This is a genomic window from Caballeronia sp. AZ10_KS36, assembly GCF_023631105.1.
Classification (GTDB): Bacteria; Pseudomonadota; Gammaproteobacteria; order Burkholderiales; family Burkholderiaceae; genus Caballeronia.
The window spans coordinates 163,829-190,651 of record NZ_JALQDQ010000040.1; the positions used below are offsets into that span (position 1 = coordinate 163,829).

Genomic DNA, 26,823 nt, shown 5'->3' on the forward strand with positions numbered 1-26,823 from the left:
GAATTCCGTCATGACAGGTTCGGCTCATCCGGCCATGATGAAGTGTCGCAATCATGGAGACGCCATCATGTCGTTGACTCCGTTTCGCGTCCACGTTCCGGACGAAGACCTCTCCCGCATCCGGGAACGCATACAGTCTTATCGATGGTCCCGATTTGCCGAGCCGCGCGACGCCACCGATTGGCGGTATGGACCACCGGCTGCATGGATGCGCACATTGTGCGAGTACTGGCTAACCGAATACGAATGGCGGGAGGCCGAGCGAAACATCAACGCCGCCGAACATTTTCTGACGAATATCGACGGTCAGGAACTCCACTTCGTTCACGAGCGAGGTTCCGGAGCGCGGCCGCGCCCGCTCTTGCTCATCCACGGCTGGCCCTACACGTTCGCAAGCTATCTTCACTTGCTAGAGCCGCTTGCCCACCCCGAGCGCTTCGGCGGTCGCGAAGAAGACGCTTTCAGCGTTGTCATTCCCTCTCTGCCCGGCTATGACTTTTCGCCGCCACCGGCAACGCCGATCGGCCCGCGACGCATTGCGTCGCTTTTCAACGAGCTGATGACGCGAACGCTCGGCTACGACGAGTACCTGGTCCACGGCGGCGATTGGGGCAGTGCCATCGCGGAGATGCTCGGGTTCCATCATCGCGCGAATATTCGTGGGCTCCATCTGACGATGCAGAGCGTGCGTCATCACGGCGCCGCGCCTCGCACGGGTGCTGTGAGTGAGAATGCCGATGCTGACGAACGCTCGTTCGCCGCGCGCGAAGCCGAGTTGTGGAAGAACGAGAGCGCCTATGCGCGGATTCAGGCAACGAAGCCGCTCAAGCTGGCGTATTCGATGTTCGACAGCCCGGTCGGAGTCGCCGCATGGATTGCAGAAGCGTTTCACGCATGGTCGGATCTGTCGCAACGATCATTCGGCGACGCAATATCAATGGACCGGCTCCTCACCGAGATCATGCTTTACCTGGTCACGGACAGTTTCGGGCCTTCGACATGGATCTACGTCGCGGAAGGTCTGGAAGGGTATCAAACGCTTCCGCGAGGACGATCCATCGAGGTGCCCGTCGCACTCGCGGCGTATCGCGATCCCGTATTCCCCATGCCGCCACGCGAAGTCGCTGGTCTGTCGCACTCGGTCGTGCGCTACACGACCATGCCGACGGGCGGACACTTTCCGTTCAACGAGGACCCCGATGCACTCATTGACGACTTGCGTGGCTTCGCTCGGGAGTTGAGGTAGAGGAGGCATCGTGCATCGCGCGAAGCATTTGCAGGCGGCTCGAAACGCCGAGTTTGCCGTACACCGATCGCAGGTGGTTCTCAACGGTGAGCACCGAGATGCCGAGGGCTCTCGCGACGGCCGCATTACTTGCGCCCTCGGCGACTACGCGAGCTACTTCTCGCTCGCGCGCTGTGAGTCCTGCGGCGTCGAAGAATGAATCGAAGCCGCTGCTTGTGATCGAGCGGGGGGCCGTGTCGGTGTGGACGAGCCACCATCGCTCGCCTCCTTCGCCCGCGATTTCCCGGGCGGCAAGCGTTGCGGCAGCATCTTCTTCCACGCCTGAGTATACGCGCAGGCTGATCGAACGCGTATGGCTGTTCCTGGCGCAGCGACATGCTTCGAGCTGCGCTCGTATGCGCTCGACCATCGTTGAACGCGCGCCTGGCCGGCCTAGCGCGTCTCCTCTCATGTCACGCACGCGCAAGTGCGAGTCGAACAGTATCCAGCTGTACGAGCCGCTGTGCGAAAACGCATCCGTAACCCGGTCGCGCAGTGCGAGTTGCTCGCGAAGCGCGAGGTTCTCTGCGTTCACGCGCAGCGCGGTCGCGGCGCGCCGCAGCGTCTTCGCTTCGGACGCAGTGAACCACGGTTCCGTCGCACGTCTATGCATGCCGAAGCAAAAGACCTTGCGTGCGCCAGCAAGCGACATCGGTATCCCCAGACCAATGACGTCGTAGATTCGTGCGCGGTGGAGAAAGCGCGTCTCGTAGCTTGTCTTCGCACGTTGCGGCAGTTCGCGCAGTGCGACGACAAGCGGTTCGGGAACCGTTGTCCCTTCTCCTTGCAGCCACGAGCGGAAGGGCCGCGTCAACGGATCGTCTTCATAGAACCGTTCGCCATATTCCGACAGCACGACCTCTTCGGGCGGACGATACCGGACCGAGATCGTCAGGTCTTTGGCTGGCGTTGCACCGAGTTCGAAATACAGACAGCTTCGCGCGCCCAGTCTCGCGGCCAATGGTTGCACGATCGAGCGGGCGCTGCTTTGAAGCTCCTCCTGCGCCGATACGCGTTTCATGGCGACCTCCAGCGGCTTTCTGCATCGCCGGGTAGCAACACGCGTGCCGCTTCGGCATGCGCGACCGCCGCATGCGCCTGCGGGCGAGACCCTTCAACGTCCCTTCCACGGCACGAGCCGCCGTTCCAGCGCGCGCATGCCGTAGTCGAAGATCCACGCAATCGCTCCGATCAGCATGATCCCCATGACGACCACGTCCGTGCGCAGAAAGCTCGACGCATTGAGCACCATCTGGCCGAGGCCGGCCGTGGCGGCGACCATCTCGGCCGCAACGAGCGTCGTCCAGCCGAAGCCCACGGCAATGCGCAAGCCCGTCAGTATTTCAGGCAGCGCCGCGGGCAATACGACGTGCCACACCACCTGCCGGAAGTTCGCGCCGAGCGACCACGCCGCGTTGACCTGCTCGGCGCTCGCGCTGCGCACGCCGGCACGCGCGGCCATCGCGATGGGCGCGAAGCACGCGAGCCAGATGACGACGATCTTCGCGGTCTCGTCGATGCCAAACCAGATGACGACGAGCGGCAGATACGCGAGCGGCGGCAGCGGCCGATAAAATTCCAACGGCGGGTCCAGCACCCCGCGCGCAATGCGGCTCACGCCCATCGCGATGCCGACGGGCACGGCCGTGACGACCGCCAGCGCGAACGCGCCGAACACGCGGATCGCGCTCCACAGCAGATGCTCCGAGAGCGGCAGGCCGCCCTGAAGACGGCCATGCCAGGCGTCGACGAATGCGCGCCATACCGCTTCCGGAGAAGGCAAGAAGAGCGGCGGCAGCCACCCTAAATGCGTGGCCGACCACCAGAGCAGCGCGAGCGCCGCGACGCACAGCATGCTCGGCACCGCTGTCGGTCCCGCGCCGGGCATGCCGCGATAGCGCGCGCGGCGTTTCGCGCGGGCGCCGCGCCGGGTCGGACGCGACGCCGCCGTTGCGCCGGAGAACGGCGTATCCGAAGCGGGCCGGTTCACGCCGCCTCCTTTTCCGTTCGATGCAAACGACGCGTCAGCCGCTCGCGCCATTCGATGAACGCGGGCGACGACTTCACGGCGCGCGCATCGCGACTGCGAACGTACTCGCGCGCGAAAGGCAGCTCGTGCACTTCCTCGATGCGTCCCGGGCCGGGCGTCATCAGCACGAGCCGCGTCGCGAGAAAGAGCGCCTCTTCGACGCTATGAGTGATGAAAAACACGGTCTTGCCGGTGCGCGCCCACACGTCGAGTATCAGCTCCTGCACGCTTTCGCGCGTGAGCGCGTCGAGCGCGCCCATCGGTTCATCCATCAGCAGCACTTCGGGATCGCTTGCCAGTGCGCGCGCAATGCCGACGCGTTGCTGCATGCCGCCCGACAGCGCATAGACCTTCGCGTGTTCATGCTGCGCGAGGCCGACGAGCGCGAGCGTGCGCCGCGCGATCTCGTGACGCTCGGCGCGCTTCATGCCGCGAAAACGCAGGCCGAGCGCCACGTTGTCGAGCACGTCGAGCCACGGCATCAACGCATGCTTCTGAAACACCACGCCACGGTCCGCGCCCGGTCCAATGATTGGCTCGCCATTGAGCGATGCCTCGCCTTCGGTCGGATCGATAAAGCCGGCCAGGCAGTTGAGCAGCGTGGTCTTGCCGCAGCCGGATGCGCCGAGCGCCACGACGAACTCGCCGCTGCCGATGTGCAGATCGACGCCCATGAGCGCAGGCGTGCTCGCGCCTTCGTAAGTGACGCCGAGATTGCGGATGGCGAGCGCCGTCATTTCGCGGCCTGTTGCGCGTAGCGTGGATCGACGCCGGCAGAGTAGTCGGCCAGCACGTTCTGGATGGTGCCCTGCTGCTTAAGAAACTGTGCGGTCGCGGCGAGCGACTTCGCCGCGCCGGACTGTTGCCCGCCGCCGAGCCAGGTCGGCGACGCCTGCTCGCTCGCGGTCGGGAAGGCATAGAGCGCGAGGCTCGCGGGCACGTCCGCCGCGTTCGCGCCGGACTCCTCCGCCACGGCCTTCACCTGCGCGGAGCCCGCGCTCCAGTCGGCCTTGTGATCGCGATATTGCGCGTCGGTATCGGCGAGCACCTTGACCAAGCCGGTCATGAACGCGGCGTTGTCCTGTGCGAACTTGCGCGACGCGACGAAGCCGTCGAAGGTCGCCTTGCCGGTCTCCTTCGCGACTTCGCCCGACGTGACGAGCACCTTGCCGTTCTGCTTGACGCGGGCCAGCACCGGATCCCAGATGTAGGTCGCGTCGATGTTGCCGCGCTCCCACGCGGCCGCCACTTCGGGCGGACGCAGGTTGACGATCTTCACCGCCGACGGCTCGACGCCCGCCTGCTGCAATGCGACGAGCGCATGGAAATGCGAGGTCGACACATACGGCACGCCGAGCGTCTTGCCCTTGAGATCGGCGAGCTTGCTCACGCCCGAGCCGTTGCGCGCGACGAGCGCCTCGGCGTCGTTGATGTTGTCGAGAATCCAGAACAGCGACAGATCGACGCCTTGCGACAGCCCCGCCGCGATGGGACTCGATCCCGCTTCGCCGAGTTGTATGGAACCCGAAGCCAGCGCGCGTATCACGTCCGCGCCGCTGCCGAGCTTGCGATAGGTCACTTTGTAGCCCGTCGCCTTCTCGACGGCGCCGCTTGCCTGCGCATAGCGCCAGGGCACGACCATATCCTGATAGCCGATGACCACTTCGCGTGTCTCGGCTTGCGTCGAAAGAGGCGAGAGGGCGGCAGCGGCGAGCAGAAAAGAAAGGGCGGTCGCGATCAGCCGGCGACGATGGAACATGTGTGTCATGGAGCGGACGGAATGAAGTAATGTGATGAGCCTTCGACTATAGGCACTTCGCGTTCCAAGGCTACGAATCTTTCATGCATAGCAACGAAGCGCCGACGGCATAAGCGTCATCCCGTTCTTGTGCTAGCCATATTCGTTGCGACATGAAGAGCAAAGTGTCAGCCGATCCGAGCACGTTTTCGCCAGTTGCAGTACCGTGGGCGAATCCACTTTCTGCCGAACCACGCGATGCCGCACTCAAGACAACTCCATCTCGGCGCGTTCATGCGCCCGGTCAGCCTGCATACCGGCGCGTGGCGCTACCCCGGCGCTTACGCCGACGCCAACTTCAACTTCCGTCATTTGAAGCGCTTCGTACAGACGCTGGAGGCGGCCTGCTTCGACGCGTTCTTCATGGCCGACCATCTCGCCGTGCTCAACATGCCGGTCGATGCGTTGAAGCGCAGCCATACCGCGACTTCGTTCGAACCGTTCACGCTGCTTTCCGCGCTCGCCGCCGTGACCGAACGCATCGGGCTGGTGGCGACGGCATCGACCACCTTCGACGAGCCGTATCACATCGCGCGCCGTTTCGCGTCCCTCGATCACTTGAGCGACGGCCGCGCCGGATGGAATCTCGTCACCACGTCCAATCCCGATGCGGCGCGCAACTTCGGCCGCGAAGAACATATGGAACACGACGAGCGCTATCGGCGCGCGCGCGAGTTCTACGATGTCGTCACGGGCCTCTGGGATAGCTGGGCCGACGACGCGTTCGTGCGCGATACCGAAAGCGGCCTTTTCTTCGACCCCGAGAAGCTGCACGTGCTGGACCACAAAGGACCGTATCTGTCGGTGCGCGGGCCGCTCAACATCGCGCGGCCGGTGCAGGGCTGGCCGGTCGTGGTGCAGGCCGGGTCATCGGAAGCAGGCAAGCAGTTGGCCGCCGAAACCGCCGACGCCGTGTTCACCGCGCAGCCGAACCTCGCAGCGGGCAAGCGTTTCTATGCCGATGTCAAAGGCCGCGTGGAGCGCGCCGGCCGCGCGCGAGACCATCTGAAGATTCTGCCGGGCGCGTTCGTCGTGGTCGGCGATTCGCGAGACGAAGCGCAGGAAAAGCGCGCGTTGCTCGATACCTTCGTGCATGACGACAGCGGCTTCGCTTCGCTGTCGATCGCGCTGGGACACGATGTATCGTCGTTCGATCCCGATGGCCCTTTGCCCGAAATCCCCGAGACCAACGCGAGCCGTAGCGCGCGGGAACGCGTCATCGACATGGCTCGCGCCGAGGGGCTGACCGTTCGTGAACTCGCGCGACGCGTAGGCGGCTATTCGGGCTTGCAGATGGTCGGCACCGCGACGGATATCGCCGACGAGATGGAACAGTGGCTCGTCGAGGAGGGCAGCGACGGCTTCAACGTCATGTTCCCGACCTTGCCCGCCGGACTCGATGACTTCGCCACGAAGGTGGTGCCGGAGTTGCAGCGGCGCGGCATCTTCCGGCGCGCCTACGAAGGAACGACTCTGCGAGAGCATCTCGGCCTGCCGAGGCCTGTGAATCGGTTCTTCGACGCGCCGTAGGTCGGCCGTGCGCACGCGCGGGACAAGCAGGCTGTGCCTATCCCGCGTGTTCGACCGGATGCGTGCTGAGCCACGCGTGTTGCGCATCACTGAACAGCCGTGACCGCGTGAGAAAGCGCAGGCCGGTCGGACGTTCCAGAGAGAACATGCCGCCATTGCCCGGCACACAGTCGATGATGAGTTGCGTGTGCTGCCAGTATTCGAACTGGGATTCGCTCATGTAGAACGATACGCCGGCGAGTTCACCGAGCTTGACGTCGGAGGCCCCGACGATAAACTCGTCGACCGGAAACAACATCGGCGCGCTGCCGTCGCAACAGCCTCCCGATTGATGAAAGAGCATGGCGCCATGCTCGGCCTTGAGCTTTTCGATCAACGCTATCGCCGCCGGGGTCGCGACGACGCGCTGCACTGCTGCTTCGTCCATGTCGTCCTCTTTGTGCGCGAGGAGTCGCCGCTCAATAGCTTGATAGCTCGATAGCTCGATGCGGCGGCTCCGCGCGCTCGAAAGTTAGAAGAAACCAAGCGGCTTTTCGCTATAGCTCACGAGCAGGTTCTTCGTCTGCTGGTAGTGATCGAGCATCATCTTGTGGTTCTCGCGTCCGATGCCCGATTGCTTGTAGCCGCCGAACGCCGCGTGCGCCGGATACGCGTGATAGCAGTTGGTCCATACGCGGCCCGCCTGGATTGCGCGCCCGAAGCGATACGCCCGCGTGCCGTCGCGCGTCCAGACGCCTGCTCCGAGGCCATAGAGCGTGTCGTTCGCAATGGCGAGCGCCTCTTCTTCGTTTTTGAATGTCGTCACCGAAAGCACCGGTCCGAAGATCTCTTCCTGGAAGATGCGCATCTTGTTGTGGCCGCGAAATACTGTCGGCTTCACGTAGAAGCCTTTGGCAAGCTCGCCTTCGAGCGCATTGCGTTCGCCGCCGATGAGACAGTCCGCGCCTTCCTGCTTGCCGAGGTCGATGTAAGCCAGAATCTTTTCGAGCTGCTCCTGCGAGGCTTGCGCACCGATCATCGTCTTCGTATCGAGCGGATGCCCTTGCGTGATTGCCGCGACACGCTTGAGCGCGCGCTCCATGAAGCGCTCGTAGATGGACTCTTCGATCAGCGCACGCGATGGGCACGTACACACTTCGCCCTGGTTGAGCGCGAACATGGCGAAGCCTTCGAGCGCCTTGTCGAAGAAGCTGTCGTCTGCGTTCAGCACGTCTGCGAAGAAGATGTTCGGACTCTTGCCGCCGAGTTCCAGTGTCACGGGTATCAGGTTCTGGCTGGCGTACTGCATGATGAGGCGCCCTGTCGTCGTCTCGCCGGTGAACGCGATCTTTGCGATGCGCTTGTTCGATGCGAGCGGTTTGCCAGCTTCGAGCCCGAAGCCGTTGACCACATTCACCACGCCCGGCGGCAACAGGTCCTGGATGACCTCGAGCAGCACGAGCAGCGACGCGGGCGTCTGTTCCGCGGGCTTCAGCACCACGCAGTTCCCGGCCGCAAGCGCGGGCGCGAGCTTCCATACAGCCATCAAGATGGGGAAGTTCCACGGGATGATCTGACCGACGACGCCGAGCGGCTCATGGAAGTGATACGCGACGGTGTCCTCGTCGATCTGTGAGATGGAGCCCTCCTGTGCGCGTGCGGCGCTCGCGAAGTAGCGGAAGTGATCGATGGCGAGCGGGATATCGGCCGCCATCGTCTCGCGCAGCGGCTTGCCGTTGTCGATCGATTCGGCTACCGCGAGCCGCGCGAGGTTCGCTTCCATGCGATCCGCTATCTTCATCAGCAGATTGGCCCGGTCCGTTGTGGACGTCTTGCCCCACGATGCCTTCGCGGCATGAGCCGCATCGAGGGCGGCTTCGATGTCCGCTTCGCGCGAACGTGGAATGGAGGTGAACGGCTCGCCGGTGATAGGCGAGATGTCGTCGAAGTATTCGCCGCCGACGGGCGGCACCCACTTGCCGCCGATGAAGTTTCCATACTGCTTCTTGTACGGATAGTCGGTGCTCAGGAACTGCATCTCCGCATGGTTCATCTGTGTGCTCCTCGCATGTCGATAGAAGCGGTCCGGCGCTGGCGATGCGCGCCGCCGCTGCGAGTACATTGCGAGTTCCATGCCATTGAGCTCGTGCACGGCATCGTCATGCGCAGCGTGGGTTTAGGCGAGACCGTGCGTTGCGGGCGCAGGCGGCGGCTGTTCATATTCGCGACAGGTGTATCGTGCTGTAGCACTCGTGAATTGGGGTCTTCGCGAGAACGCTTAGAGCGGGCGCGTAGCGCCGATGCGATGGATGAGTGGGGCGTACCGGCGTTGAGCCAGGCACTTGCCTGCCGCCTGGTCACACGCCTTGCCGCATTCGCGGCGCCGATCGCGGAGTCGATGGAACAGAGCGCAGGCGGTGTGGGAACAGTATGAGGGCAGCTCACGGACCGTAGCCGCGTGGCTGCAAGCACTATGGATTCACCGCGCCCCTTCGAGGTCGAAGGCGCGCGGTGGACGTCCGCCGAGACCGAATCAATGACCAGGCCCCGCGTTAAGCGGCAGCTTCGAGGCACGGGCAATGTCGGCGGTCATTTTGGTCGGGCCTGGCTTGTATCCGTTCGACATGAGCAGGAACGCCATGATGTCCGCATAGTCCTGGTCCTTCATCTTGCCCGGGCGATCGGCGGGCATGTTGGTCGCCATGTAGGTGAATATTCCGCCGACCGTCAGATGCGAATTCGCCGCCGGTGCAAACGACGGCCTCTGCAATGCGGGCGCCGTCACACCCTGGAGCTGCGCGCCGTGGCACTTCGCGCACGAGCTTCCATATAGCGTCTTTCCATGCGAGATCTGGGCCTGTTCGAACGATGGCGGCTCTGCGCCGACTTCGTTCGACACCTTGATGTTGCGGCCCATGCGCGAGGCGTTCGCGTCCGCGAGCATGATCCCCGAGAACAAGGGCGATGCCGTCGACGGCGTGTCGAGATAACCGGTCGATGTCGTTCGCGCGGGCAAGGTCCACTGCTTCGTCAGCGCCAGAAGCTCGCCATCCTTGCGCATGGCCGAGAGCGTTTCGTCGATGAGCGGGCGCGATGCAGCGGCCCTGGCGCCGAACGCGAAAGAGAGCTGCCATTCCGCATACGGCGAGTCGGCGAGCGCGATATCGAAGCTGCGCTGCGGATGCATCAGGCCATAAGCGACGACGGCGGGATACCACACGATGGCCTTGCGCGCGCGTCCGGTCGCCACTGCGTCGACCGTCGACGCGCAGCTATTCTCGAGGTCGAGCGTCACGCCCTTCTGCTGCACGGCGATAAGTTGCGCTGGACTCGCATAGGTGGCAGCGACGGTGCGCTTCGCTGCGCCCTGCAACACGGTGCCGGGCGCCTCGACGCTCACGTATCCCGCGCGCAGATAACCGCTGGAAAAGCGCATTTTGCCGCCGGACGCATCGGCGACCGTGGAACGCGGAAAGCCTGCGATCACGTCGCAATCGCGAGTGAGCAGCTTGTCGAGTTCCCTGAGCGAAACGCCGTCGTCATCGCCTTCGCCGATACCGTGCACGAACTCGATCGGAATGTTGGCGCGCGCGAAGACTGCTTGTGCGACGGCGCGATCCAGAGACGCCGACGGACTACCGGGAAACGTGCAGATTTTTACCGTGGCATGGGACACGGAAGGAGCGAGCGCGATGAATGCCGCGAGCATCCCCGCCGCGCGAAAGGTGTGGAGTGAATGAGTCATGGCCAGACGTCCGGTGGTAGGAGAGCGCCGCAGAGCGCGCGAAAGACGTTGCGCCCTGCGGTCCGATCTGCGGTTCAGGTGCGGTTCACGTACGATTGAGCGCGAACACATAGAGCGTGCCGCCGCGCGGCACCTTGTCGGCGACCTTGGCCATGGGACCGCCCCAGATCGGATTGGCGCCGCCGTAGCCCGCAAGAATGGCGACATATTCCTTGCCGTCGATCTCATACACCGAAGGCTGCGCGATGATGCCGCTCGCGAGCTTCGGGCTCTTCCAAAGAACCTTGCCCGTCTTTTCATCAAACGCAAGCAAGTGGCCGTCGAGCGAGCCGCTGAACGCAAGGCCGCCCGCCGTGGTCGCGACGCCGCCGTTCCATGGCAGCTTGGTCCAATAGCTCCACTTCTTCTTGCCGGTATCGACGTCGATCGCCTGCAGTTCGCCATAGCCCTTGCTGCCAGGCTCGGGCTTGATCTCGAAGCCTTCTCCGAGATAAGGCAGGCCTTCCATGTAATTCACCGACTTGCCGGACAAGGACATGCACGCATGCAGCGCGGGCACGATGGCAAGGTGTGTCTCGGGATCGTACGACACGGACCACCAGTTCTTGCCACCAAGGAAGCTGGGACACGTCTCGATGGTCGTGCCTGTTTTCGGGTATTTCGCGGCATCCTGCACCGGTTTGCCATCGGCGGTGTAGCCCGTGACCGACGTAGCCTTCACGAACGGCCGCGCGTAGATCAGCTTGCCGTTGCTGCGATCGATGGCATGGAAGAAGCCGTTGCGGTCCGCATGAATGATCGCGTCGTAGTCCTTGCCCTGATACTTGACGTTGGCGAGCACCGGCGTGTTCACGCCGTCGTAGTCCCACGTGTCATGCGTCGTGTACTGATAATGCCACTTGAGATCGCCCGTCTTCGGATCGAGCGCGAGCAGCGAATCCGAATACAGGTTATCGCCGGGCCGCAGGTCGGCAAGCCACGGCCCGGGATTGCCCACGCCCCAGTAGAGCGTCTTGCTTGCCGCGTCGTAGGTGCCGGTGAGCCATGCGGGCGCGCCGCCATGTTCCTGCATGCCATCGGGCCACGTGTCGCCGCCCGGCTCCTTCGCGCCGGGCACCGTGAAGCGCTTCCACAGCAACTTGCCATCGTTGGGATCGAGCGCTGCGATGAAGCCGCGCGCGCCGTACTCGCCGCCCGAACTGCCGACGACGAGTGCGCCGTCGAGGGCGAGCGGGGCAAGCGAGAATGCGTAGCCCATGCCCGGATCGAACATGGCCTTCTTCCATACGAGTGCGCCGGTTTGTGCATCGAGCGCGGCCACTTCGCCGTTCAGCATCGCGACGTAGACGTTCTTTCCGTAGAGCGCGACCCCGCGATTCACGACATCGCAACAGGCCGTCTTGAACGACTTTGCGTCGAGTTGCGGCTCGTACTTCCAGAGCTGCTTGCCCGTCGCGGCATCGAATGCGTAGACGTTGTCCTTGGGCGTCGTCACGAACATAAAGCGCCCGTTGACGATGGGCGTCGCTTCGAAACCCTGCTGCAGCTCAGCGGGAAACTTGTAGCTCCATGCCTGCTTCAGGTCCTTGACGTTGCGCGTGTCGATCTGCTTGAGCGGAGAGTGAGCATGACCGTTGTAGGTGCGGTAGTAGGTGAGCCAGCCCGGGTCGTCCTGCGCGCTTATCAGGCGTTCATAAGTGACATCGGAGTATTGCGCCGGCGTGCCATCCGCCGCGATGGCCTGATGCTGTGCAAAAGCGAATGTCAGCGCGGCGCCTGCTGCAAGGGCCGCCAAGCGCATCGCCGGGACTGGTCGAATCTTCATCGTCGTCTCCTGGATATGAATGCAACGTCTTCTCTCTTGCGTGTCCGATAACGATAGACATGCGAAACGGTTGCCGCATCGTCAAGGCAACTCACGTGCCATTCATCAAGGAAGCGCCTGCCAGGCTTGCCCCACGCTGACGCGGCGGTCGATGCAACTCGAGCTCATGCCGCAGCGGATGGATGCACGGGTGTTGCAATGTGGAGTAGTGGGACGTCGAGTGTTGCCGGATGGGGCAGTGGCGAGATCAGTCGATACAAGGCGCGTCGCATCGCAGGGTCGCTGTGGACTTCGGAGTCCTACATAATGTGGAGAGAATAGTGGAGGAGGAGCATATGTCCGGATCGATACCGCTCCGAGCCGGACATATGCTTATTGAGGCTTCAGCGTGTGGCGATATACATCGTGATTTCGAAGCCGAAGCGCAGATCGGTGAAGGCGGGCTTAGTCCATTGCATGGCGTCTCCTTGAATGATGCGTGGCAGCGGTCGCGAACCGTTCGCAACCGGCGCTCACAGGTGCAAGGTCCATGCCTTCGACAAAGAGATCGCGCGCAGCACGCTCCGGCACCGGAGTGCTCCAAAGTGCAACACCCGGGCAACAGTTCACTGCTCCATGGATGAACAGCCGGGCATCTTGCGATAGATCGTGTTCCGTGAGATCCCGAGCGCGCGGGCGGCGGCCGACACATTGCCATGATGACGCGCGAGCGCCGCCGCAATGACGGCCACGGTGACTTCCTCGAGCCGTTCACCATCCAATGCCGATGAAACGCTTGCTTCACTGACCGCTGGCGTAGGGACGCGCGGGTCATCGAAGAAGTCTTCGGGAAGATGCTCGCGGCGGATGCAGCCATCGTCGTCGACCATTGCGGCGGCGGTGCGCAACACGTTGCACAACTGCCTGAAGTTTCCCGGCCAGGCATAACGCTCGAACAATGCCATGACGTCGTCATCGATGGACAGACGCGTGTTGCATGCTTCTTCGGCGCTCAACGTCCGCATCATGTTCGTGATGACCACGGCGAGGTCTGTGCGTTCGCGCAAGGGCGGCAGCTTGACCACGAGCCCGTTGATCCGGTAGTAGAGGTCTTCGCGGAACGCGTTCTGAGCGATCATCTCGCGCAGATTACGGTGCGTTGCGCAAATGATCGCCACGTCCACCGGTATGGACTTGCTCGAGCCGAGCGGATCGATCACGCGCTCCTGGAGCACGCGAAGGAGCCGCACCTGCAAGTGGTAAGGCATGTCGCCGATTTCATCGAGGAAAAGCGTGCCGCCGTTCGCCTGAAGCACTTTGCCCGCCGCGCCTTTGCGCCGCGCGCCCGTGAATGCGCCTTCCTCGTACCCGAACAGCTCGGATTCGATCAGGTTTTCCGGGATCGATGCGCAGTTCACCGCGATAAACGGCCCCCCGCGACGCGGCGAATCACTGTGAATGGCTTGCGCGAGGAGTTCCTTGCCCGTGCCCGTTTCGCCGGTGATGAGGATGGGGATACCCTTGCCGATGACCTTGCGCACCTTGCCGATCACGGCCGAGATTCTGGCATCGCCCGTCTCGAGCGATGCGAGCCTGGACGACGGCTCACAAGGGGCCAACGCGCGCGGGGCAGGCCGTGCGGCGGGCGTCGTCGCGTCGGCGAAGGGCGCGCGGTCGAGGCGCACGCGCGCGCAGACGACGGTGCCGTTGTTCAGGTTGAGCGAAATGTGCGGCGCGCGGCTCGTTTGCGAACGATCGATCAATTGCGCGCTCGTCAGGCCGAAGAGCGACGAAAGCGTATGCGCGCGCAACGCCGACAGCGGCAGGCCGAACTGGAATTGTGCGCTGCGATTGGCCGACAGGAAGCGGCCATCGAAGCTGAACGCCATGATGCCTTCCATGAGCGTGCCGAGAAATTCGGGCCGGCCATGGAAGGAAATCTGCATCATGCCCTGAAAAGTGCTGGAAAACAGGTGGTTTTCGATCATCTGCACCGACATGCGCGCGAGCGCCATCGTGTGACGATGATAGCTGCGATGATCGCCCGTTACGTCGAGCACGCCGATCAGATCACCGTATGGATCGAGGATCGGCACGCTCGAACAGGTGAGAAAACGGTTGGCCGCGAGATAGTGCTGGTCGCCATGCACGACCGTGGCCGAGCGTTCGGCGATCGCGGTGCCGATTGCATTCGTGCCTTGTCGTTCCTCCGCCCAGTTTGCTCCCGCTCTCAGCGCGACCTTTTCGGCGCGCGCGAGGAAGTCGTCGTCACCCGTGGAGTGCAGGATCAAGCCTTGCGCGTCCGTGAGAACGATCATGCTTTGCGTATTGACGATCTGCTCACGCAGGCTTTCCATAACCGGCGTCGCGTGCGCGCATAGCACGCGGTTCTGCTCGAGCTTGAGCAGCAGGTCGGCGCGGGTGAGGACGTCGTAGTCGGGGCGCGTGGAAGCGTGGAGGCCGAACGTCTCCGATCGCTGATGGGCGTTGCGGATCGCCGGGATGAGCCAACCGTTTTCCCTTTCATCGGGGATGCCCGCAATCTCGCGGATCTCGTCTTGCATCGTCTCCTCCTTGTGCAAGTGCCGGTCGATTCGCCGGATAGTGTGGCGCCGAAACAAGCAAGCACCGGGCCAATGTGCGCCACGCGTCGACTTCTACAGCAAAAGAAAGTATAGGGACGGCAAGGGGCGGCGCAGTGAAGTGTCTCGCGCCGGTGGCAGGTGTTCTCGGACCCATGCTACAGCGGTCTGCCGGGGCAGGCGCTTGATCGAACACAAATATTTCTGCGTGGACTCGCGCTTTCCACTACGCCGCAAAACGTGAGAGCGCGCGGGAGAATGCTCATTGAGTTCTTCATAGGCAAATCGGAACGGCAAATATCGAAAGAGGATCGAACGCCGGCCTGTGGATTTGGTCTTATCGAGCCGTTAACCTTCTGTACGGCTTTGCTGGACCGCAACGTGCGCCCGCAAGTTATCGAACATGAAACGGACCGAACTCGACATCCCATCATGCCCGCCGAGCAGTCCGCCTACGCTAGCCACGCGCTTTTCGACGCTGACGTTCCCGCGCGAGCGTCAATTGCTCGCATGGCGCGACCGCGTGGGGCACGTCGTCGACGTATTGCCCGACAAGGATCAGATCGCGCGCGGCTTCGCGGGCAGTATCGACCTTCATGCGGCGGGCGGACTGGTGTTCACGCAAGCGCGCACCGAAGCGCTAGTGCTCGAGCGGTCGATCGCGCGCGTGTCGACGGATACACGCCACGATTTCGCGTTCCACGTTTATGCGGAGGGCGAGTCCGGCCATATCAGCGGCGTGCGCAAGAAGCGCAGCGCGCCCGATTCGGTGCGCGGAATCGCGGTGTTCGATCTGAACCAGCGCTTTCGGATCGAGCGTCCCGCGTGCCGCGTGCTGACCATGTTCCTGCCGCGTTCGGTCGTGGCAGCGCATATCGGCGACTGTGATGCGCTGCACGGCCGCGTCTTGCCCGAAGACGCGCCGCTCGCGCGCGAGGTCTTCCGGCATTTCGAAGCGGTCGCACACGCACTGCCGACGCTGAACCGGTCCGAAGCCATCGACGCGCTCGGTGGCGGCGCGCAGCTCCTGCTCGCCGCATTCGCCGACAACGCGGATGCCTTGCACGACTTGCACGACTTGCGCGACACGCTGCGATTCGCGGCAAAACGCCAGGTGAAGCGCTATGTCGAGACGCACCTGCATCGGGCGGATCTCACGCCGGCAAAGATCGTCGATGCACTCGGTCTCGACCGTGAGGCTCTCTATCGAGCGTTCGAGCAGGAAGGCGGCCTTCGCGCGTACATCGGCAATCGCCGTTTGCGCGAAGCTGCCGATAAACTCGCGCGCTTTCCGGATCGGCCGGTTGCCGACATCGCGATGGGTCTTGGTTTCAAGAGCACGTCGGATTTCACGCGCGCGTTTTATCGCGCCTTCGATGTGACTCCGCTCGACATGCGGCTGCGCGCACAAGACCTGTTGCGGGCGGCGGCGAGCGATCCCGTCATGCGCATGCACGCCGCGCATTCAAGGGGCGTTCGGGGAAGCGGCTGAGTGCGAGCAGCGCCAGGCCGTTTGCGGCGACCAGATACCACGCGGGCGTCATCGCGTTGCCGGTCGCGTCGATGAGCCATGCGACGGCGAGCGGCGAGAATCCGCCGAAGACCACAACGCCGAACGTATAGACGACCGACAGGCTTGCTGCGCGCCGATGCTTCGGGAACGCTTCGAGCATCAGCACGGAACCTGCGCCCGCGTTGTTCAGCGCAATAGCGACATAGAGCAATACGATCACGAGCGCGAGCGTGTCGGGCGCGCCTCGCGTCAGCGCGTGGAAGGCCGGAAAAGCCGTGACGAGCGCGCCGACGAGCGATGCATACTGCAGCGTCTTGCGGCTCATCAGCCGGTCTGCGGCGAGCGCGACGAGCGGTGTCACGACAAGAATCACGAGGCCGGAGAGCGACGCGATCAGAAAGCTGATCGCGGGCGGCCGGTGCAACGTATGCGTCAGGTAGTTCGGCATGTACAGCACCGCAATATAAATGCTCGACGAAGGCGCGGCCATCATCAACATGCCGCATGCGAGAGGCCGTGCGTGCTCGCGAAGCACCATCCGCAGCGGCGTGCGCGCGGGACGCGGCTTCGATGGCGACGCATCGCCCGGTATGCGACGAAGCCACCAGCCGAGCGGCGCGATCAATCCGCCGATGACGAAGGGCACGCGCCATCCCCATTGCACGAGCTGGTCGTGCGGCAGCAGTGCGGACGTGCACGCGCCGACGAGCGCAGCCACGCATGCTGCGGCACCCTGGCTCGCGCCCCGCCAACTGACCATGAAGCAGCGCCGTTCATAGGGCACCGACTCCATCAGCAGCGCGGATGCCGGGCCGATCTCGCCGCCGGCCGCCAGTCCTTGCATGAGCCGCGCCAATACGATCATGACGGTCGCGCTCGCGCCGATCGTCGCGGGCGTCGGCAGACACGCGATGAGCCACGTGCCTGCCGCCATCAGGGCGATGGACAGTCGCATGCCCGCATCGCGGCCGCGACGGTCTGCGTATCGTCCGATGAGCATGGCGCCGAGCGGGCGCATCACGAAGCCGGCGCCGAACGTCGCGAGCGAAAACAGCAGAGACGAAGCGGCGTCGTGCGCGGGAAAGAACAGCCGTCCGATCATCGCTGCGGAGAAACCATACACGGTGAAGTCGTACGCAACGAAGCCGTTGCTGATGACCGTCGCGACGATGAGGCGTTTCAGATCGGCGGGCGACTTTCGTTCAGTGTGGTCCATGAATATGCGCAGAGTGATGCATGGTTATCGGCCGTTTATTGCCTTGGCTTTTGCGGATGTTCCAGTTCGCCGCTGAGTCGTGTATGCGTTCATGCGTTCATGCGTTCATGCGTTCATGCGTTCATGCGAAAGGGTAATGGTTTTCCCCGCATTCAAGAGGTCGCCGCTGCTGCCGTTAGCAGGTAGAACGCCGCGCATCGCGGCCACCGCAACCACGCCCTGGAACCTAGCATGAAGATTTCTACTCGGCTCGCGCTGCTTGCCATTACCGCGCTTATCGCGTTGCTTGCCGTCGGAGGATATAGCGTCTACAGCGTGCGAAGCGCCATGCTCGACGACAAGCGGGCGCAGATTGTGAACATGTTGAAGATGGCCGAGCACCTGGCCGAGTACTACCACCAGCAGGAAGTTGCCGGTGCGATGACGACCGAACAGGCGCAAACCGCCACGAAGACCGCACTGAACCGGATGAATTATTCCGACCAGAGCTACTACTGGGCCCGCCTGCCGGACGGAACCTCACTCGTGCATCGGAAACAGGAAAACATCGGCAAGGTCTTGCTCGGCAAGGCGCCGGACGGACGCCCGGACACCGAGCTTTATCGCGAGATGCTCGATAAGGAGCACATTCCGGTGCTGATGGTGGTCACCACGCACCCGTCCACGGGCGTCATGACGGGCAAGATGAACGGCATCGTCGAGTTCAAACCGTGGGGCTGGTGGATCGGCACGGGATTCTTCACCGACGATATCAGTGCAACCTTCGTGCACACGATGCTGCAGATCAGCGGATTGATTGCGCTGGCGCTCGCGGCCATTGCTGCATTGGCGTGGAAAACCATACGGAACGTCACGGGCGCACTCGGCGGCGAGCCTCAGTTCGCAGCGCGCGTCGTTCGAGAGATCGCAGCCGGCGACCTGAGTTCTCCTACGGCGATCAAGGATGGGGACGACCGCAGCCTTCTCGCCGCAGTGGAGCAGATGCGTCGCGGTCTGCAAGCGATGGTGACGACCATCCGCACGAGTTCGGAAGCCGTTTCGTCGGGTGCCGTTGAGATTGCGGCGGGCAATACCGATCTGTCGAGCCGCACGGAGCAGCAGGCCGCGTCGCTGCAGGAGACCGCGGCGAGCATGGAGGAACTGACAGCAACGGTCAAGCAGAACTCCGAGAACGCCCAGCAAGCCAGCGGGCTCGCCGAGAACGCGAATACCGTTGCCAACGAGGGCAGCGCGATCATCGGTCAGGTCATCGAGACCATGGATTCGATCGAACAGAGCTCGGGCAAGATCACCGAAATCATCGGGATGATCGAAGGGATCGCATTCCAGACCAACATCCTTGCGCTCAACGCAGCAGTGGAGGCGGCACGCGCAGGCGAGCAGGGCAGGGGCTTCGCGGTGGTTGCGAGCGAAGTGCGCAACCTCGCGCAGCGTTCCTCGACGGCCGCACGGGAGATCAAGGACCTCATCGAAACGTCCGGCAGCCGAGTGCATGAGGGAACCGTCCTTGTCGCACAGGCCAGTGAGACGATGAAGCGTGTGGGGACCGCCATCCAGCGCGTCAACGACATCATGGGCGAGATCGCGTCCGCTTCCAACGAGCAGAGCCGCGGCATCGAGCAAGTCAATCAGGCCATTTCGCAGATGGACGAGGTCACTCAGCAGAACGCGGCGCTCGTGGAAGAAGCGGCGGCAGCGGCGGGTTCCATGGAGGACCAAGCGAAGCAACTGACCGCCGCCGTCGCTGTGTTCCGCACGGCCCAATCATCCGCCGCGCCCACGACGATCAGTCGCGCGCCGCAGACGACGCGGCCGTCGCCTGTCAAGAGAACACCGCCGGCCCCCCGCGCGGTGAAGGCAACGGCCCCTGCGCCGGTAGCGGCCTGCGCGGCGGCTGATGGTGAGTGGTCGACGTTCTAAGCCCCGAGGCTGCCTCTCGTCGCCGACGACTCCGCTGGGCGCGGAGGCGCCTTCCCCCCGTGACTCCGCCAGCGGCGCTGTCGCCACAAGCTCCACGATACCTTCGCGCGCGAGCGATCAGCTGACGCCACGTCAGGCCGCGCTCGCGCAGTCATAAAGCTCAACCGTTCCGACCGGACCCCGGCCGAGCGTGATCGCAACGGGAGATGATCGGCGGCCGTCGAGTTTCCCCAACGCCGCTCCTCGCCGTTAGCTCATTCCGCCCGCGCCGCTCATGCGCGCACCGGCACGCCTCGCCGTCTCCCCGAGTTGCCTCAGCGTCGCCGCGTCTAGACGCTCGAAAAGAACAGCCCCCCATCTCTTCAGGCTGGCCGAACGCATCGGTTCACGCCAACTTCGGTAAAGAATTTATTTCAGCATGCCCTTAATTCCGATGCCGTAATTGCCGATATTCCTTTCAATTGCCGACAGTCAAAAAGCGCATACGAGCGACCACTCACGGTACTCGGCGCAGGACGAGTCAGCAGGACTCCACGCGGAGAAACAATGGACAACATGGAGCGATTCGCAAAATGCGCATCAAAAATCTAAAGATCGGCGTTCGGCTGGGCTGTGCGTTCGGCGCGGTTGTCGCGCTGATGATCGGCACGGCGGCGCTGGGAACCAAGCATCTGGAAGCCAGCAACGAGAAAATGGACAACGTCGTCAGCGAACATTATTCGCTGATCGCGTTGAGCAATACCATCAAGACCAATGGCTACAAGGCCAATGGCATCTTGAGCAAACTCCTGCTCGCCTCGTCGGAAGACCAGACCAAGCAGTACATGGACGACTATGTGGCGATTCGTGGCGCGAACGCGCAAGCCTATTCGAAACTCGAAAAGCTGCTGACGAGCGATGACGGAAAGGCGCTTTTCAAGGAGCAGATCGGCGCGCGAACGGCTTATGGGGTGAGCGTACGCAAGTTCTTCGAACTCGTTAAAGCTAACGAGCAACAGGCCGCACGAGAGCTGTATCTCGGCGATCTCGCCCGTCAACAGGACGACTACTACTTGCTCGTCGACAAAATGGTCGACTATCAGGCGGCGCTCATGCAGGCAGCCGTGACGAAGGCAGCCGAAGACGGCAACGACGCGCGCATACAGATGATCCTGCTGTCGCTCGGTGCGGTGCTCGCGGCAATCGGCACGGGCGTGGTCATCACGCGCAGCATCACGCGGCCCATTCATGAAGCCGTGAACCTTGCCGAAGCGGTGGCGGACGGCGACCTGACGCATCGTCTGGAAGTCGCGTCGAGCGATGAAATCGGCAGGCTGCAAGGCGCGCTCAAGCGAATGATCGAGAACCTGCACGGTATCGTGGGCAATGTGCGCACGGCGACGCAAACGATCACGCACGCGTCGCGGGAAGTCGCGAGCGGGAACATGGACCTGTCGAGCCGGACGGAACAGCAGGCGAGCGCCCTCGAAGAGACGGCCGCCGCGATGGAAGAACTGACTTCCACGGTCAAGCAGAACGCCGACAACGCGCTCGAAGCCAACCGCGTTGCATCCGATGCATCGGTCATTGCGGGCAAAGGCGGAGAAGCCGTGAACCGCGTCGTGGATACGATGGAGGCCATCAACGCCTCATCGCGCGAGATCGTGAACATCATCGCCGTGATCGAAGGCATCGCGTTCCAGACCAACATCCTGGCGCTCAACGCCGCCGTGGAAGCGGCGCGGGCGGGCGAGCACGGACGTGGCTTCGCAGTCGTGGCGAGCGAAGTGCGCAGCCTCGCGCAGCGCAGCGCGACGGCTGCCAAGGAGATCAAGACGCTTATCGACGATTCCGTCGACCTGGCCGACACCGGTAGCCAGATCGTCGGGGAGGCGGGGCAAACCATTCGTGAAGTGCTGAGCAGCATCTCGCGCGTCTCGACCATCGTCGGTGAAATGAGCACGTCGAGCCGCGAGCAAAGCGACGGCATCGAGCAGATCAATCAGGCTGTCACGCAAATGGACCAGGTCACGCAGGAAAACGCCGCGCTGGTGGAAGAAAGCGCGGCCGCAGCCCAGTCGTTGCGCGATCAGGCCGCCGAACTGACGCAACTGGTCGCTTCCTTCAAGCTGGATGTAGCGACGTCCCCGGACGATGTACGCGCAGCGGCCCATGCGGAGCCCGCGCGTCGATCCAGTATGCCGATGCTCATGACCAGCTGACCGTCGGGGGTGCGCCGTCATGCACGGCGCACTCGCTGACCGCGCCTTCAATCGGGGTGAGAGACAGCGAACCCAAGAACTCTATCCGAAATCGAGCTCATAGCATGTACCAAGACCCAATCGACGCCGCGCTCGTTCACGAGGCGGCCAGCGTCCGCGCAAGCGAGCCTGACGCCGCGCTATCGAAGGCGGCCTCGCCCACGGCGGCACTGATCGACGCATACCGCAAGCACGGCCATCTCATCGCGACGCTTGACCCGCTGGGACTCTCCGCGCCGGGATACGCGCCCGACTTGTCGCCGCGCTACCACGGACTCGACGCGTCTCAAGCGATCGCCGCCGGCAACGCACCTGCACCGTTCGAATCGGCGGCGACGGTCGGGCAACTCGAAGACCAACTGAAGCGCGCTTATTGCGGCGCGCTGACGCTCGATTGCAGCGGCGTACGCAACGAGTTGCGCCGCGCCTGGCTTTTCGAACGCATGGAGCGGGACCTCACGCTGCCCGAGCCGACGCAGCAACAGCGCAAGGCACTGCTCGCGCGTCTTCTCGACGCGGAGATGTGGGAGCGCTTCGTCGCGGCACGATATGACGATGCCAAGCGCTTCTCGCTCGAAGGCTGCGAGAGCTTCGTTCCGCTTCTCGACACCTTGATAGAAAGCGCCGCAAGCGATGGCACGCGACAGTTGTTTCTCGGCATGCCCCATCGGGGACGCTTGAATACGCTCGTCAACGTGATGGAGTTCCCCGCCGAACGAATGATGGATCGCCTCGATCCCGAATCGGATCTCGGGGCTATCCAGACGGACCTTCCGTACCATCTCGGCGGTGAGGTCACGAAGCGCACGTCGTGCGGAGACGTCGCGGTGCTGCTCGCACACAATCCTTCTCATCTGCAAAGCGTGTATCCGGTCATCAGCGGAATGGCGCGCGCATGGCTGGATGACCATCCCGGTCAAGACTGCGTACCCGTCGCCGTGCACGGTGACGCTGCTTTCGCCGGGCAGGGCGTCGTCATGGAAACGCTCAATATGACGCGGCAGGACGGCTATGGTTTGGGTGGCACCATCCACGTGATCCTGAACAATCAGATCGGCTTCACCACGCCGAACCGGATGAACCTGCGCGACCACGCTTACTGTACCGATGTCGCCCGCATGATCGATGCACCGGTCCTGCGCGTCAATGCGGATCATCCGGAGGATGTTCTTCGTGCGGCGCGGTTCGCGTATGACTATCGCAAGCAGCACCGCGCCGATATCGTCATCGACCTGATCGGTTATCGGCGGCTCGGGCATTCGGAGCATGACGTGCCTTCGGTCACGCAACCGCTATGGCAGACGGCCATCGACATGCATCCGACCGTGACGGAGCTGTATTACATCGCGACGGGTGGCGGTACGGCGCTTCGCGGCCTGCGGGACGAAGCGTTGCGCAGACTCGCGTCGAACGAGACCGCTGCAGAGGCCATCGTTCAGAATCGTCGCGACATGGGCACGACCGAGCCGGCCCCGACCACCGCCAAGCTGTCGCTAGGCCAGTTGCGCGAGCTGACCGCTGCGCTTACCCGTGTGCCGGAGGACGTGTCGGTCCATCCGCTCGTCGCGTCGATGCTCGCGAAGTGGCAGGACACCGTCGCGGACGAAGAACGCGCGGCCGACTGGCGCTTCGCCGAGAACCTGGCGTATGCCTCGTTGCTCGCAGCAGGGCATGATATTCGTCTATCGGGTCTCGACGTCGGGCGCGGCACGTTCATGCATCGCCATGCTGTATGGCATGCGCAGGATGCGCACGACGTGCCGGGCCATAGCCACGTACCGCTCAATGCGATCGCCGCGAACCAAGGACGATTCGACATCGTGAACTCGCCGCTCACCGAGGAAGCCGTGCTCGGATTCGAGTACGGCTACAGTGTGCAAACCAGGGCAACGATGACCGTGTGGGAAGCGCAATACGGCGATTTCGTCAACGGCGCGCAGGTCTTTGTCGATCAGTACATTGCCGCCGGTGAATTTAAGTGGGGTTATGAGTCGGCGCTTGCGGTCTTGCTGCCGCACGGCCACGAGGGCGTGGGCCCGGAGCATTCGAGCGGCTACCTCGGCCGTTTCCTTCAGCTATGTGCGGATGAAAACATGCGGATCGTCGTGCCTTCGACCTCCGCGCAATGGTTCCATCTGCTTCGGCAGCAGGCGACGGCGCAACATCGGACCCCGCTCATCGTCATGTCTCCGAAGTCGAAGCTCTACGCCAACGTGGCGTCGCATGCGCCGCTGCGCGAGATGGCCGAGGGTTCATTTCAAAGCGTGATGGACGACGAACGCATCGCCGATGCGACTGCCGTTGAACGCGTCGTGCTGTGCAGCGGAAAGTTCTTCTACGAATTGCGCGACGCTCGCGATGAATCCCGGGACGACTCGACTGCGATCATCCGCATCGAGCAGCTTTATCCCTTCCCGCACGACGAACTGAGGCGCGCGCTCGCCGGGTTCACCAACCTGCGCAGTATCGTGTGGGCGCAGGAAGAGGACCGAAACCAGGGCGCATGGCGATTCGTTCGGGAAGAACTGGAGAAGGTACTTCCCGCCGGTTGCGCCCTACGCAATGCATGCCGCAAGGAAACGCCGGCCGGCGCTCATTCCACCGTGGCAGCGCATAAGCGGGAGCAGCTGCGAATCGTCGCCGCCGCACTGAACGCGGATTCGCTCTGAAACGGAAAGGCGAGGGAACGCAGGACGGCTTCTCGCGACAGCCCGCAGCGTTGCAAGAAAGCCGATCCCTCGCCATCCGATGTTCAGCCGGACACTTGCGGATGGCTCTCGCCGCCCTGTTCAGAGCCGCCCGCGGCTCGATACCGGCCGGTTACGGCCCGATGCCGCGTCGCGGTCCACCGCCGAGCCGCCGTCTTCCTCGAACGGCGGTTGATGACGAAAGCCCGCGCCCCCGGAGACGATGGAGATGATGGCGCCGACGACCAGTGCGGCGAACGAGAACCAGCTTGCGCGGGCGACGCCCTTGGCCGCCGTTTCTGCTGCCTGTCGCGCATTCTGTTCGGCTTCGGGACTGGATGCCGCCGACGCCGCCGATGCGACCGCTGCTTGCAGTTGTTGCTTCGCGGAATCGATGATCTGACTGCCGCCGCCCGCTTGGTTCGCGGCAGTCGCGCCGACTTGCGCGCTCGTCGCGGCGACGCTGCCGGCGGTGCTGACCGCGCCGGTAATCAGCGACGTCATCCCGTAGACGATCAACAGCGTCATCACGGCCCACGAAAGCAGGCCATGCAGCCATCCGAGCACCGGCGCGCAGCGGCCCGCGTAGTAGGAGCCGACGAAAACAGCAAGCACGGTCGTAATAATCACCCATACGCCAGAGCCGAAGCCGAAGCCTCGCAATGCGTCAGGCTTCGACATCGGCGCAAGCAGAGATGCGCCGATGGCGGTGCCGAGCACGCTCATGATCAGATACACGATCATCGAAAGGATCACGCCGGCGATGATCGCCCCCCATGACAGCCGCGGCAGGCCGTCCCGAGTCGTCAAGAGTTTCATCGATGTCTCCGATAGTGAGCAACCGTTTGTGGTGCCAACAGTCCCGCAAACGTCGTGCCGCGCGGGGGAGGGATAAACACCGACGAACGCCTCGGTAGCCGCGTTTGCACGGCGGCCGCCGTCTTTTCGACGGCGTAAGCAGTTCAGTGGAATTGGAGGTGGGGAACGCAAGAAGCACTCGCGCGCATGTTTGCGGCGATCTTCAGAAAGAACACACTTGTCGCAGAAGGGTCTGTTTCGCTTGCCAGGTCTCTCGTATTATTATTACGCACACCGAAGCAAGTCGCTCGTCGTTAGATGCCTAAGGTCAGATCGGCGGCGTTCGAGAACTCGCGCCGTTGCCTCGACGTCACCGCATCATGCCTCTTGCAGGCGCCATTTCTTGTTCGGCGAACCATCGATCGACTTCTCGAAGCCACTCTCGAACACCCAGGTCCAGGCCGGCCGCGAAGGGCGCTCGTCCGGTGCAGCTTCGAGTTGCTCCGCGAAGGCCAACGCCTGCTCCGCATTAGCGAAGAAGCGAACGTCGCCGATCACGACGTTGTATAGCGGCATCGACGCGTCGACGAGGAACAGCGTTAGCTTCCTCGTCGCATCTACCTGCCACACCGCGCTGCTTCCAATGCTGTAGGGGAATCGTCGCGATGCTTTTGGATCGGGTGTCGGATTCATGCCGCCGCCTCCGCCATGGCGTTGCGCATCACCTCCGCGAGTTCCGACGCGACGAACTTTGCGACGTAGGCGTTCGCGCCGACCTTTCGCACGTGCTGTTCGTTCGCCGAGCCCGACAACGAAGAATGAATGACGACGGGGATGGATTGAAGGCCAGCGGCTGCCTTGATTTTTCGCGTGAGCGTGAATCCGTCCATTTCGGGCATTTCCAGGTCGGTGAGCACGAGCGCGATGTCGTCGGTGACCTTGCGGCCCGCTTGGGCGGCCTTCTCTCCGGCGCGTTCGAGCACTTCCCAAGCCTCTTTTCCCGTCTTCGCCATGATGTACGGCACGCCCATCGCATTCAGGCTCTCTTCGATCAGCGCGCGCGCGACGCCGGAGTCGTCCGCAGCCAGCACCTTCGCGCCGCGCGGAAGAACGAGGCGTCCCGTATTGTCCGCGGTGATCTCCGGCTCGCTCGAAGGCAGCACATCGCGCAGAATCTGTTCGACGTCGAGCACTTGAGCGAGTCGTCCGCCCGCATGCGGGTCGAGCCGCGCAATGCTCGTTACGGCCCGGCCGGTGGAATGGCCTTCTGCGGAGAGCACGCGGCTCCAGTCCAGGCGCACGATGTCATCGACTTCCTCGACGGCGAAGCCTTGCGTCGTACGCGCGAACTCGGTCACGAGCAGGATTCTGCTTTTGCCGCGAGAGACGCAACCGGTGACTGCGGCCAGATCGATGACCGGGATGATTTCGCCGCGCACGTCGACCACGCCGAGGACCTTGTCCGATGAGCCGGCGAGCTCCGTCAGCGTCGGCATCTCGACAATTTCCCGCACTTTGAACACGTTGATGCCGTAAAGCTCGCGTTCCCCGGTTCGCGGTGCGTTTCCCAGGCGAAAGAGCAGCAGCTCGAACATGTTGTTGCCGGCGAGCCTGACTCGCTGCTCGATATCGTGGTCGTTATTCGTCATTCCCTGCGCCTCTGTCATCGGAAAATGTCATCTAAGTACTCCTCTATC

20 protein-coding genes are annotated in these 26,823 nt (G+C 63.2%); 6 read left to right on the top strand and 14 right to left on the bottom strand.

The window, feature by feature from the left end; genetic code table 11:
- The first annotated feature begins 67 nt into the window (after positions 1 to 67).
- Positions 68 to 1,246 carry an epoxide hydrolase family protein gene (locus NCR35_RS26235; RefSeq protein ID WP_250536843.1) on the top strand — a complete coding sequence of 393 codons (1,179 nt, stop codon included), beginning with the start codon at positions 68 to 70 and terminating at the stop codon, positions 1,244 to 1,246.
- Here NCR35_RS26235 and NCR35_RS26240 read toward each other — a convergent pair.
- The 4 genes from NCR35_RS26240 to tauA all read right to left on the bottom strand — a co-directional run bounded on the left by NCR35_RS26240 (position 1,206) and on the right by tauA (position 5,073).
- Positions 1,206 to 2,306 carry a helix-turn-helix transcriptional regulator gene (locus tag NCR35_RS26240; protein WP_250536844.1) on the bottom strand — a complete coding sequence of 367 codons (1,101 nt, stop codon included), beginning with the start codon at positions 2,304 to 2,306 and terminating at the stop codon, positions 1,206 to 1,208. The two genes, NCR35_RS26235 and NCR35_RS26240, sit on opposite strands and share 41 nt — an antisense overlap.
- 93 nt (positions 2,307 to 2,399) lie before the next feature.
- Entirely contained in the window at positions 2,400 to 3,275 is an 876-nt protein-coding gene (locus NCR35_RS26245) for an ABC transporter permease subunit (RefSeq protein ID WP_250536845.1), read from the bottom strand.
- Complete coding sequence (locus NCR35_RS26250) at positions 3,272 to 4,051, bottom strand: taurine ABC transporter ATP-binding protein (RefSeq protein ID WP_250536846.1); 780 nt, start codon at positions 4,049 to 4,051, stop codon at positions 3,272 to 3,274. The genes NCR35_RS26245 and NCR35_RS26250 overlap by 4 nt, the downstream gene beginning before the upstream one ends.
- Complete coding sequence (gene tauA, locus NCR35_RS26255; RefSeq protein ID WP_250536982.1) at positions 4,048 to 5,073, bottom strand: taurine ABC transporter substrate-binding protein; 1,026 nt, start codon at positions 5,071 to 5,073, stop codon at positions 4,048 to 4,050. Before tauA ends, NCR35_RS26250 begins: the two co-directional genes overlap by 4 nt.
- Positions 5,074 to 5,310: 237 nt before the next feature.
- Between tauA and NCR35_RS26260 the strand changes: the two genes are divergently transcribed.
- Positions 5,311 to 6,642, top strand: a complete 1,332-nt coding sequence (locus NCR35_RS26260) for an LLM class flavin-dependent oxidoreductase (protein ID WP_250536847.1) — start codon at positions 5,311 to 5,313, stop codon at positions 6,640 to 6,642.
- Positions 6,643 to 6,679: 37 nt separating this feature from the next.
- Here the strand turns inward: NCR35_RS26260 and NCR35_RS26265 are convergent, their stop codons facing one another.
- The 6 genes from NCR35_RS26265 to NCR35_RS26290 all read right to left on the bottom strand — a co-directional run bounded on the left by NCR35_RS26265 (position 6,680) and on the right by NCR35_RS26290 (position 14,734).
- Complete coding sequence (locus NCR35_RS26265) at positions 6,680 to 7,069, bottom strand: DUF779 domain-containing protein (protein WP_250536848.1); 390 nt, start codon at positions 7,067 to 7,069, stop codon at positions 6,680 to 6,682.
- A gap of 84 nt (positions 7,070 to 7,153) precedes the next feature.
- The gene (adh, locus tag NCR35_RS26270) at positions 7,154 to 8,674 is read right to left on the bottom strand and encodes an aldehyde dehydrogenase (protein WP_250536983.1); all 1,521 of its coding nucleotides are present in this window, start codon (positions 8,672 to 8,674) and stop codon (positions 7,154 to 7,156) included.
- Between the two features lie 480 nt (positions 8,675 to 9,154).
- Entirely contained in the window at positions 9,155 to 10,366 is a 1,212-nt protein-coding gene (locus NCR35_RS26275; RefSeq protein WP_250536849.1) for a c-type cytochrome, read from the bottom strand.
- Between the two features lie 85 nt (positions 10,367 to 10,451).
- Positions 10,452 to 12,191, bottom strand: a complete 1,740-nt coding sequence (locus NCR35_RS26280) for a methanol/ethanol family PQQ-dependent dehydrogenase (RefSeq protein ID WP_250536850.1) — start codon at positions 12,189 to 12,191, stop codon at positions 10,452 to 10,454.
- Between the two features lie 383 nt (positions 12,192 to 12,574).
- Positions 12,575 to 12,649 (bottom strand): pyrroloquinoline quinone precursor peptide PqqA, encoded by a 75-nt coding sequence (pqqA, locus tag NCR35_RS26285; protein WP_157695699.1) that lies wholly within the window; start codon positions 12,647 to 12,649, stop codon positions 12,575 to 12,577.
- 147 nt (positions 12,650 to 12,796) lie between these two features.
- Entirely contained in the window at positions 12,797 to 14,734 is a 1,938-nt protein-coding gene (locus tag NCR35_RS26290; protein ID WP_250536851.1) for a sigma-54-dependent Fis family transcriptional regulator, read from the bottom strand.
- Positions 14,735 to 15,155: 421 nt separating this feature from the next.
- Here NCR35_RS26290 and NCR35_RS26295 point away from each other — a divergent pair, with 421 nt between their 5' ends.
- Positions 15,156 to 16,244, top strand: a complete 1,089-nt coding sequence (locus NCR35_RS26295) for a helix-turn-helix domain-containing protein (RefSeq protein WP_250536852.1) — start codon at positions 15,156 to 15,158, stop codon at positions 16,242 to 16,244.
- Here the strand turns inward: NCR35_RS26295 and NCR35_RS26300 are convergent.
- The gene (locus NCR35_RS26300) at positions 16,195 to 17,481 is read right to left on the bottom strand and encodes an MFS transporter (RefSeq protein ID WP_250536853.1); all 1,287 of its coding nucleotides are present in this window, start codon (positions 17,479 to 17,481) and stop codon (positions 16,195 to 16,197) included. The two genes, NCR35_RS26295 and NCR35_RS26300, sit on opposite strands and share 50 nt — an antisense overlap.
- A 327-nt stretch (positions 17,482 to 17,808) precedes the next feature.
- On the opposite strand from NCR35_RS26300, the gene NCR35_RS26305 reads away from it, so the two are divergent.
- The 3 genes from NCR35_RS26305 (at position 17,809) to NCR35_RS26315 (ending at position 24,310) form a co-directional block, all read left to right on the top strand.
- Positions 17,809 to 19,401: a methyl-accepting chemotaxis protein gene (locus NCR35_RS26305; protein ID WP_502801726.1), complete on the top strand. Its 1,593-nt coding sequence runs from the start codon at positions 17,809 to 17,811 to the stop codon at positions 19,399 to 19,401.
- A 572-nt stretch (positions 19,402 to 19,973) separates the two neighbouring features.
- Complete coding sequence (locus NCR35_RS26310; RefSeq protein ID WP_250536856.1) at positions 19,974 to 21,602, top strand: methyl-accepting chemotaxis protein; 1,629 nt, start codon at positions 19,974 to 19,976, stop codon at positions 21,600 to 21,602.
- 104 nt (positions 21,603 to 21,706) lie between these two features.
- Positions 21,707 to 24,310, top strand: coding sequence for a 2-oxoglutarate dehydrogenase E1 component (locus NCR35_RS26315; protein ID WP_250536857.1), 2,604 nt, complete (start codon positions 21,707 to 21,709; stop codon positions 24,308 to 24,310).
- Positions 24,311 to 24,430: 120 nt separating this feature from the next.
- Here NCR35_RS26315 and NCR35_RS26320 read toward each other — a convergent pair whose 3' ends face one another.
- The 3 genes from NCR35_RS26320 to NCR35_RS26330 form a co-directional block, all read right to left on the bottom strand.
- On the bottom strand, positions 24,431 to 25,147 hold the full coding sequence (locus NCR35_RS26320; RefSeq protein WP_250536858.1) for a YrzE family protein: 717 nt from the start codon (positions 25,145 to 25,147) through the stop codon (positions 24,431 to 24,433).
- Positions 25,148 to 25,504: 357 nt separating this feature from the next.
- A complete protein-coding gene (locus NCR35_RS26325; protein ID WP_250536859.1) occupies positions 25,505 to 25,819 on the bottom strand; it encodes a hypothetical protein in 315 nt (104 codons plus the stop codon).
- Positions 25,816 to 26,775: a chemotaxis protein gene (locus NCR35_RS26330; RefSeq protein WP_250536860.1), complete on the bottom strand. Its 960-nt coding sequence runs from the start codon at positions 26,773 to 26,775 to the stop codon at positions 25,816 to 25,818. Before NCR35_RS26330 ends, NCR35_RS26325 begins: the two co-directional genes overlap by 4 nt.
- Positions 26,776 to 26,823 lie beyond the last annotated feature (48 nt).

Excerpts from the sequence above, each read along its gene's own strand:
- NCR35_RS26235 (WP_250536843.1), top strand. The coding sequence starts at position 68 with ATGTCGTTGACTCCGTTTCGCGTCCACGTTCCGGACGAAGACCTCTCC.
- NCR35_RS26240 (WP_250536844.1), bottom strand. The coding sequence starts at position 2,306 with ATGAAACGCGTATCGGCGCAGGAGGAGCTTCAAAGCAGCGCCCGCTCG.
- NCR35_RS26250 (WP_250536846.1), bottom strand. The coding sequence starts at position 4,051 with ATGACGGCGCTCGCCATCCGCAATCTCGGCGTCACTTACGAAGGCGCG.
- tauA (WP_250536982.1), bottom strand. The coding sequence starts at position 5,073 with ATGTTCCATCGTCGCCGGCTGATCGCGACCGCCCTTTCTTTTCTGCTC.
- NCR35_RS26260 (WP_250536847.1), top strand. The coding sequence starts at position 5,311 with ATGCCGCACTCAAGACAACTCCATCTCGGCGCGTTCATGCGCCCGGTC.
- NCR35_RS26265 (WP_250536848.1), bottom strand. The coding sequence starts at position 7,069 with ATGGACGAAGCAGCAGTGCAGCGCGTCGTCGCGACCCCGGCGGCGATA.
- adh (WP_250536983.1), bottom strand. The coding sequence starts at position 8,674 with ATGAACCATGCGGAGATGCAGTTCCTGAGCACCGACTATCCGTACAAG.
- NCR35_RS26275 (WP_250536849.1), bottom strand. The coding sequence starts at position 10,366 with ATGACTCATTCACTCCACACCTTTCGCGCGGCGGGGATGCTCGCGGCA.
- NCR35_RS26280 (WP_250536850.1), bottom strand. The coding sequence starts at position 12,191 with ATGAAGATTCGACCAGTCCCGGCGATGCGCTTGGCGGCCCTTGCAGCA.
- NCR35_RS26290 (WP_250536851.1), bottom strand. The coding sequence starts at position 14,734 with ATGCAAGACGAGATCCGCGAGATTGCGGGCATCCCCGATGAAAGGGAA.
- NCR35_RS26295 (WP_250536852.1), top strand. The coding sequence starts at position 15,156 with ATGAAACGGACCGAACTCGACATCCCATCATGCCCGCCGAGCAGTCCG.
- NCR35_RS26300 (WP_250536853.1), bottom strand. The coding sequence starts at position 17,481 with ATGGACCACACTGAACGAAAGTCGCCCGCCGATCTGAAACGCCTCATC.
- NCR35_RS26305 (WP_502801726.1), top strand. The coding sequence starts at position 17,809 with ATGCTCGACGACAAGCGGGCGCAGATTGTGAACATGTTGAAGATGGCC.
- NCR35_RS26310 (WP_250536856.1), top strand. The coding sequence starts at position 19,974 with ATGCGCATCAAAAATCTAAAGATCGGCGTTCGGCTGGGCTGTGCGTTC.
- NCR35_RS26315 (WP_250536857.1), top strand. The coding sequence starts at position 21,707 with ATGTACCAAGACCCAATCGACGCCGCGCTCGTTCACGAGGCGGCCAGC.
- NCR35_RS26320 (WP_250536858.1), bottom strand. The coding sequence starts at position 25,147 with ATGAAACTCTTGACGACTCGGGACGGCCTGCCGCGGCTGTCATGGGGG.
- NCR35_RS26325 (WP_250536859.1), bottom strand. The coding sequence starts at position 25,819 with ATGAATCCGACACCCGATCCAAAAGCATCGCGACGATTCCCCTACAGC.
- NCR35_RS26330 (WP_250536860.1), bottom strand. The coding sequence starts at position 26,775 with ATGACGAATAACGACCACGATATCGAGCAGCGAGTCAGGCTCGCCGGC.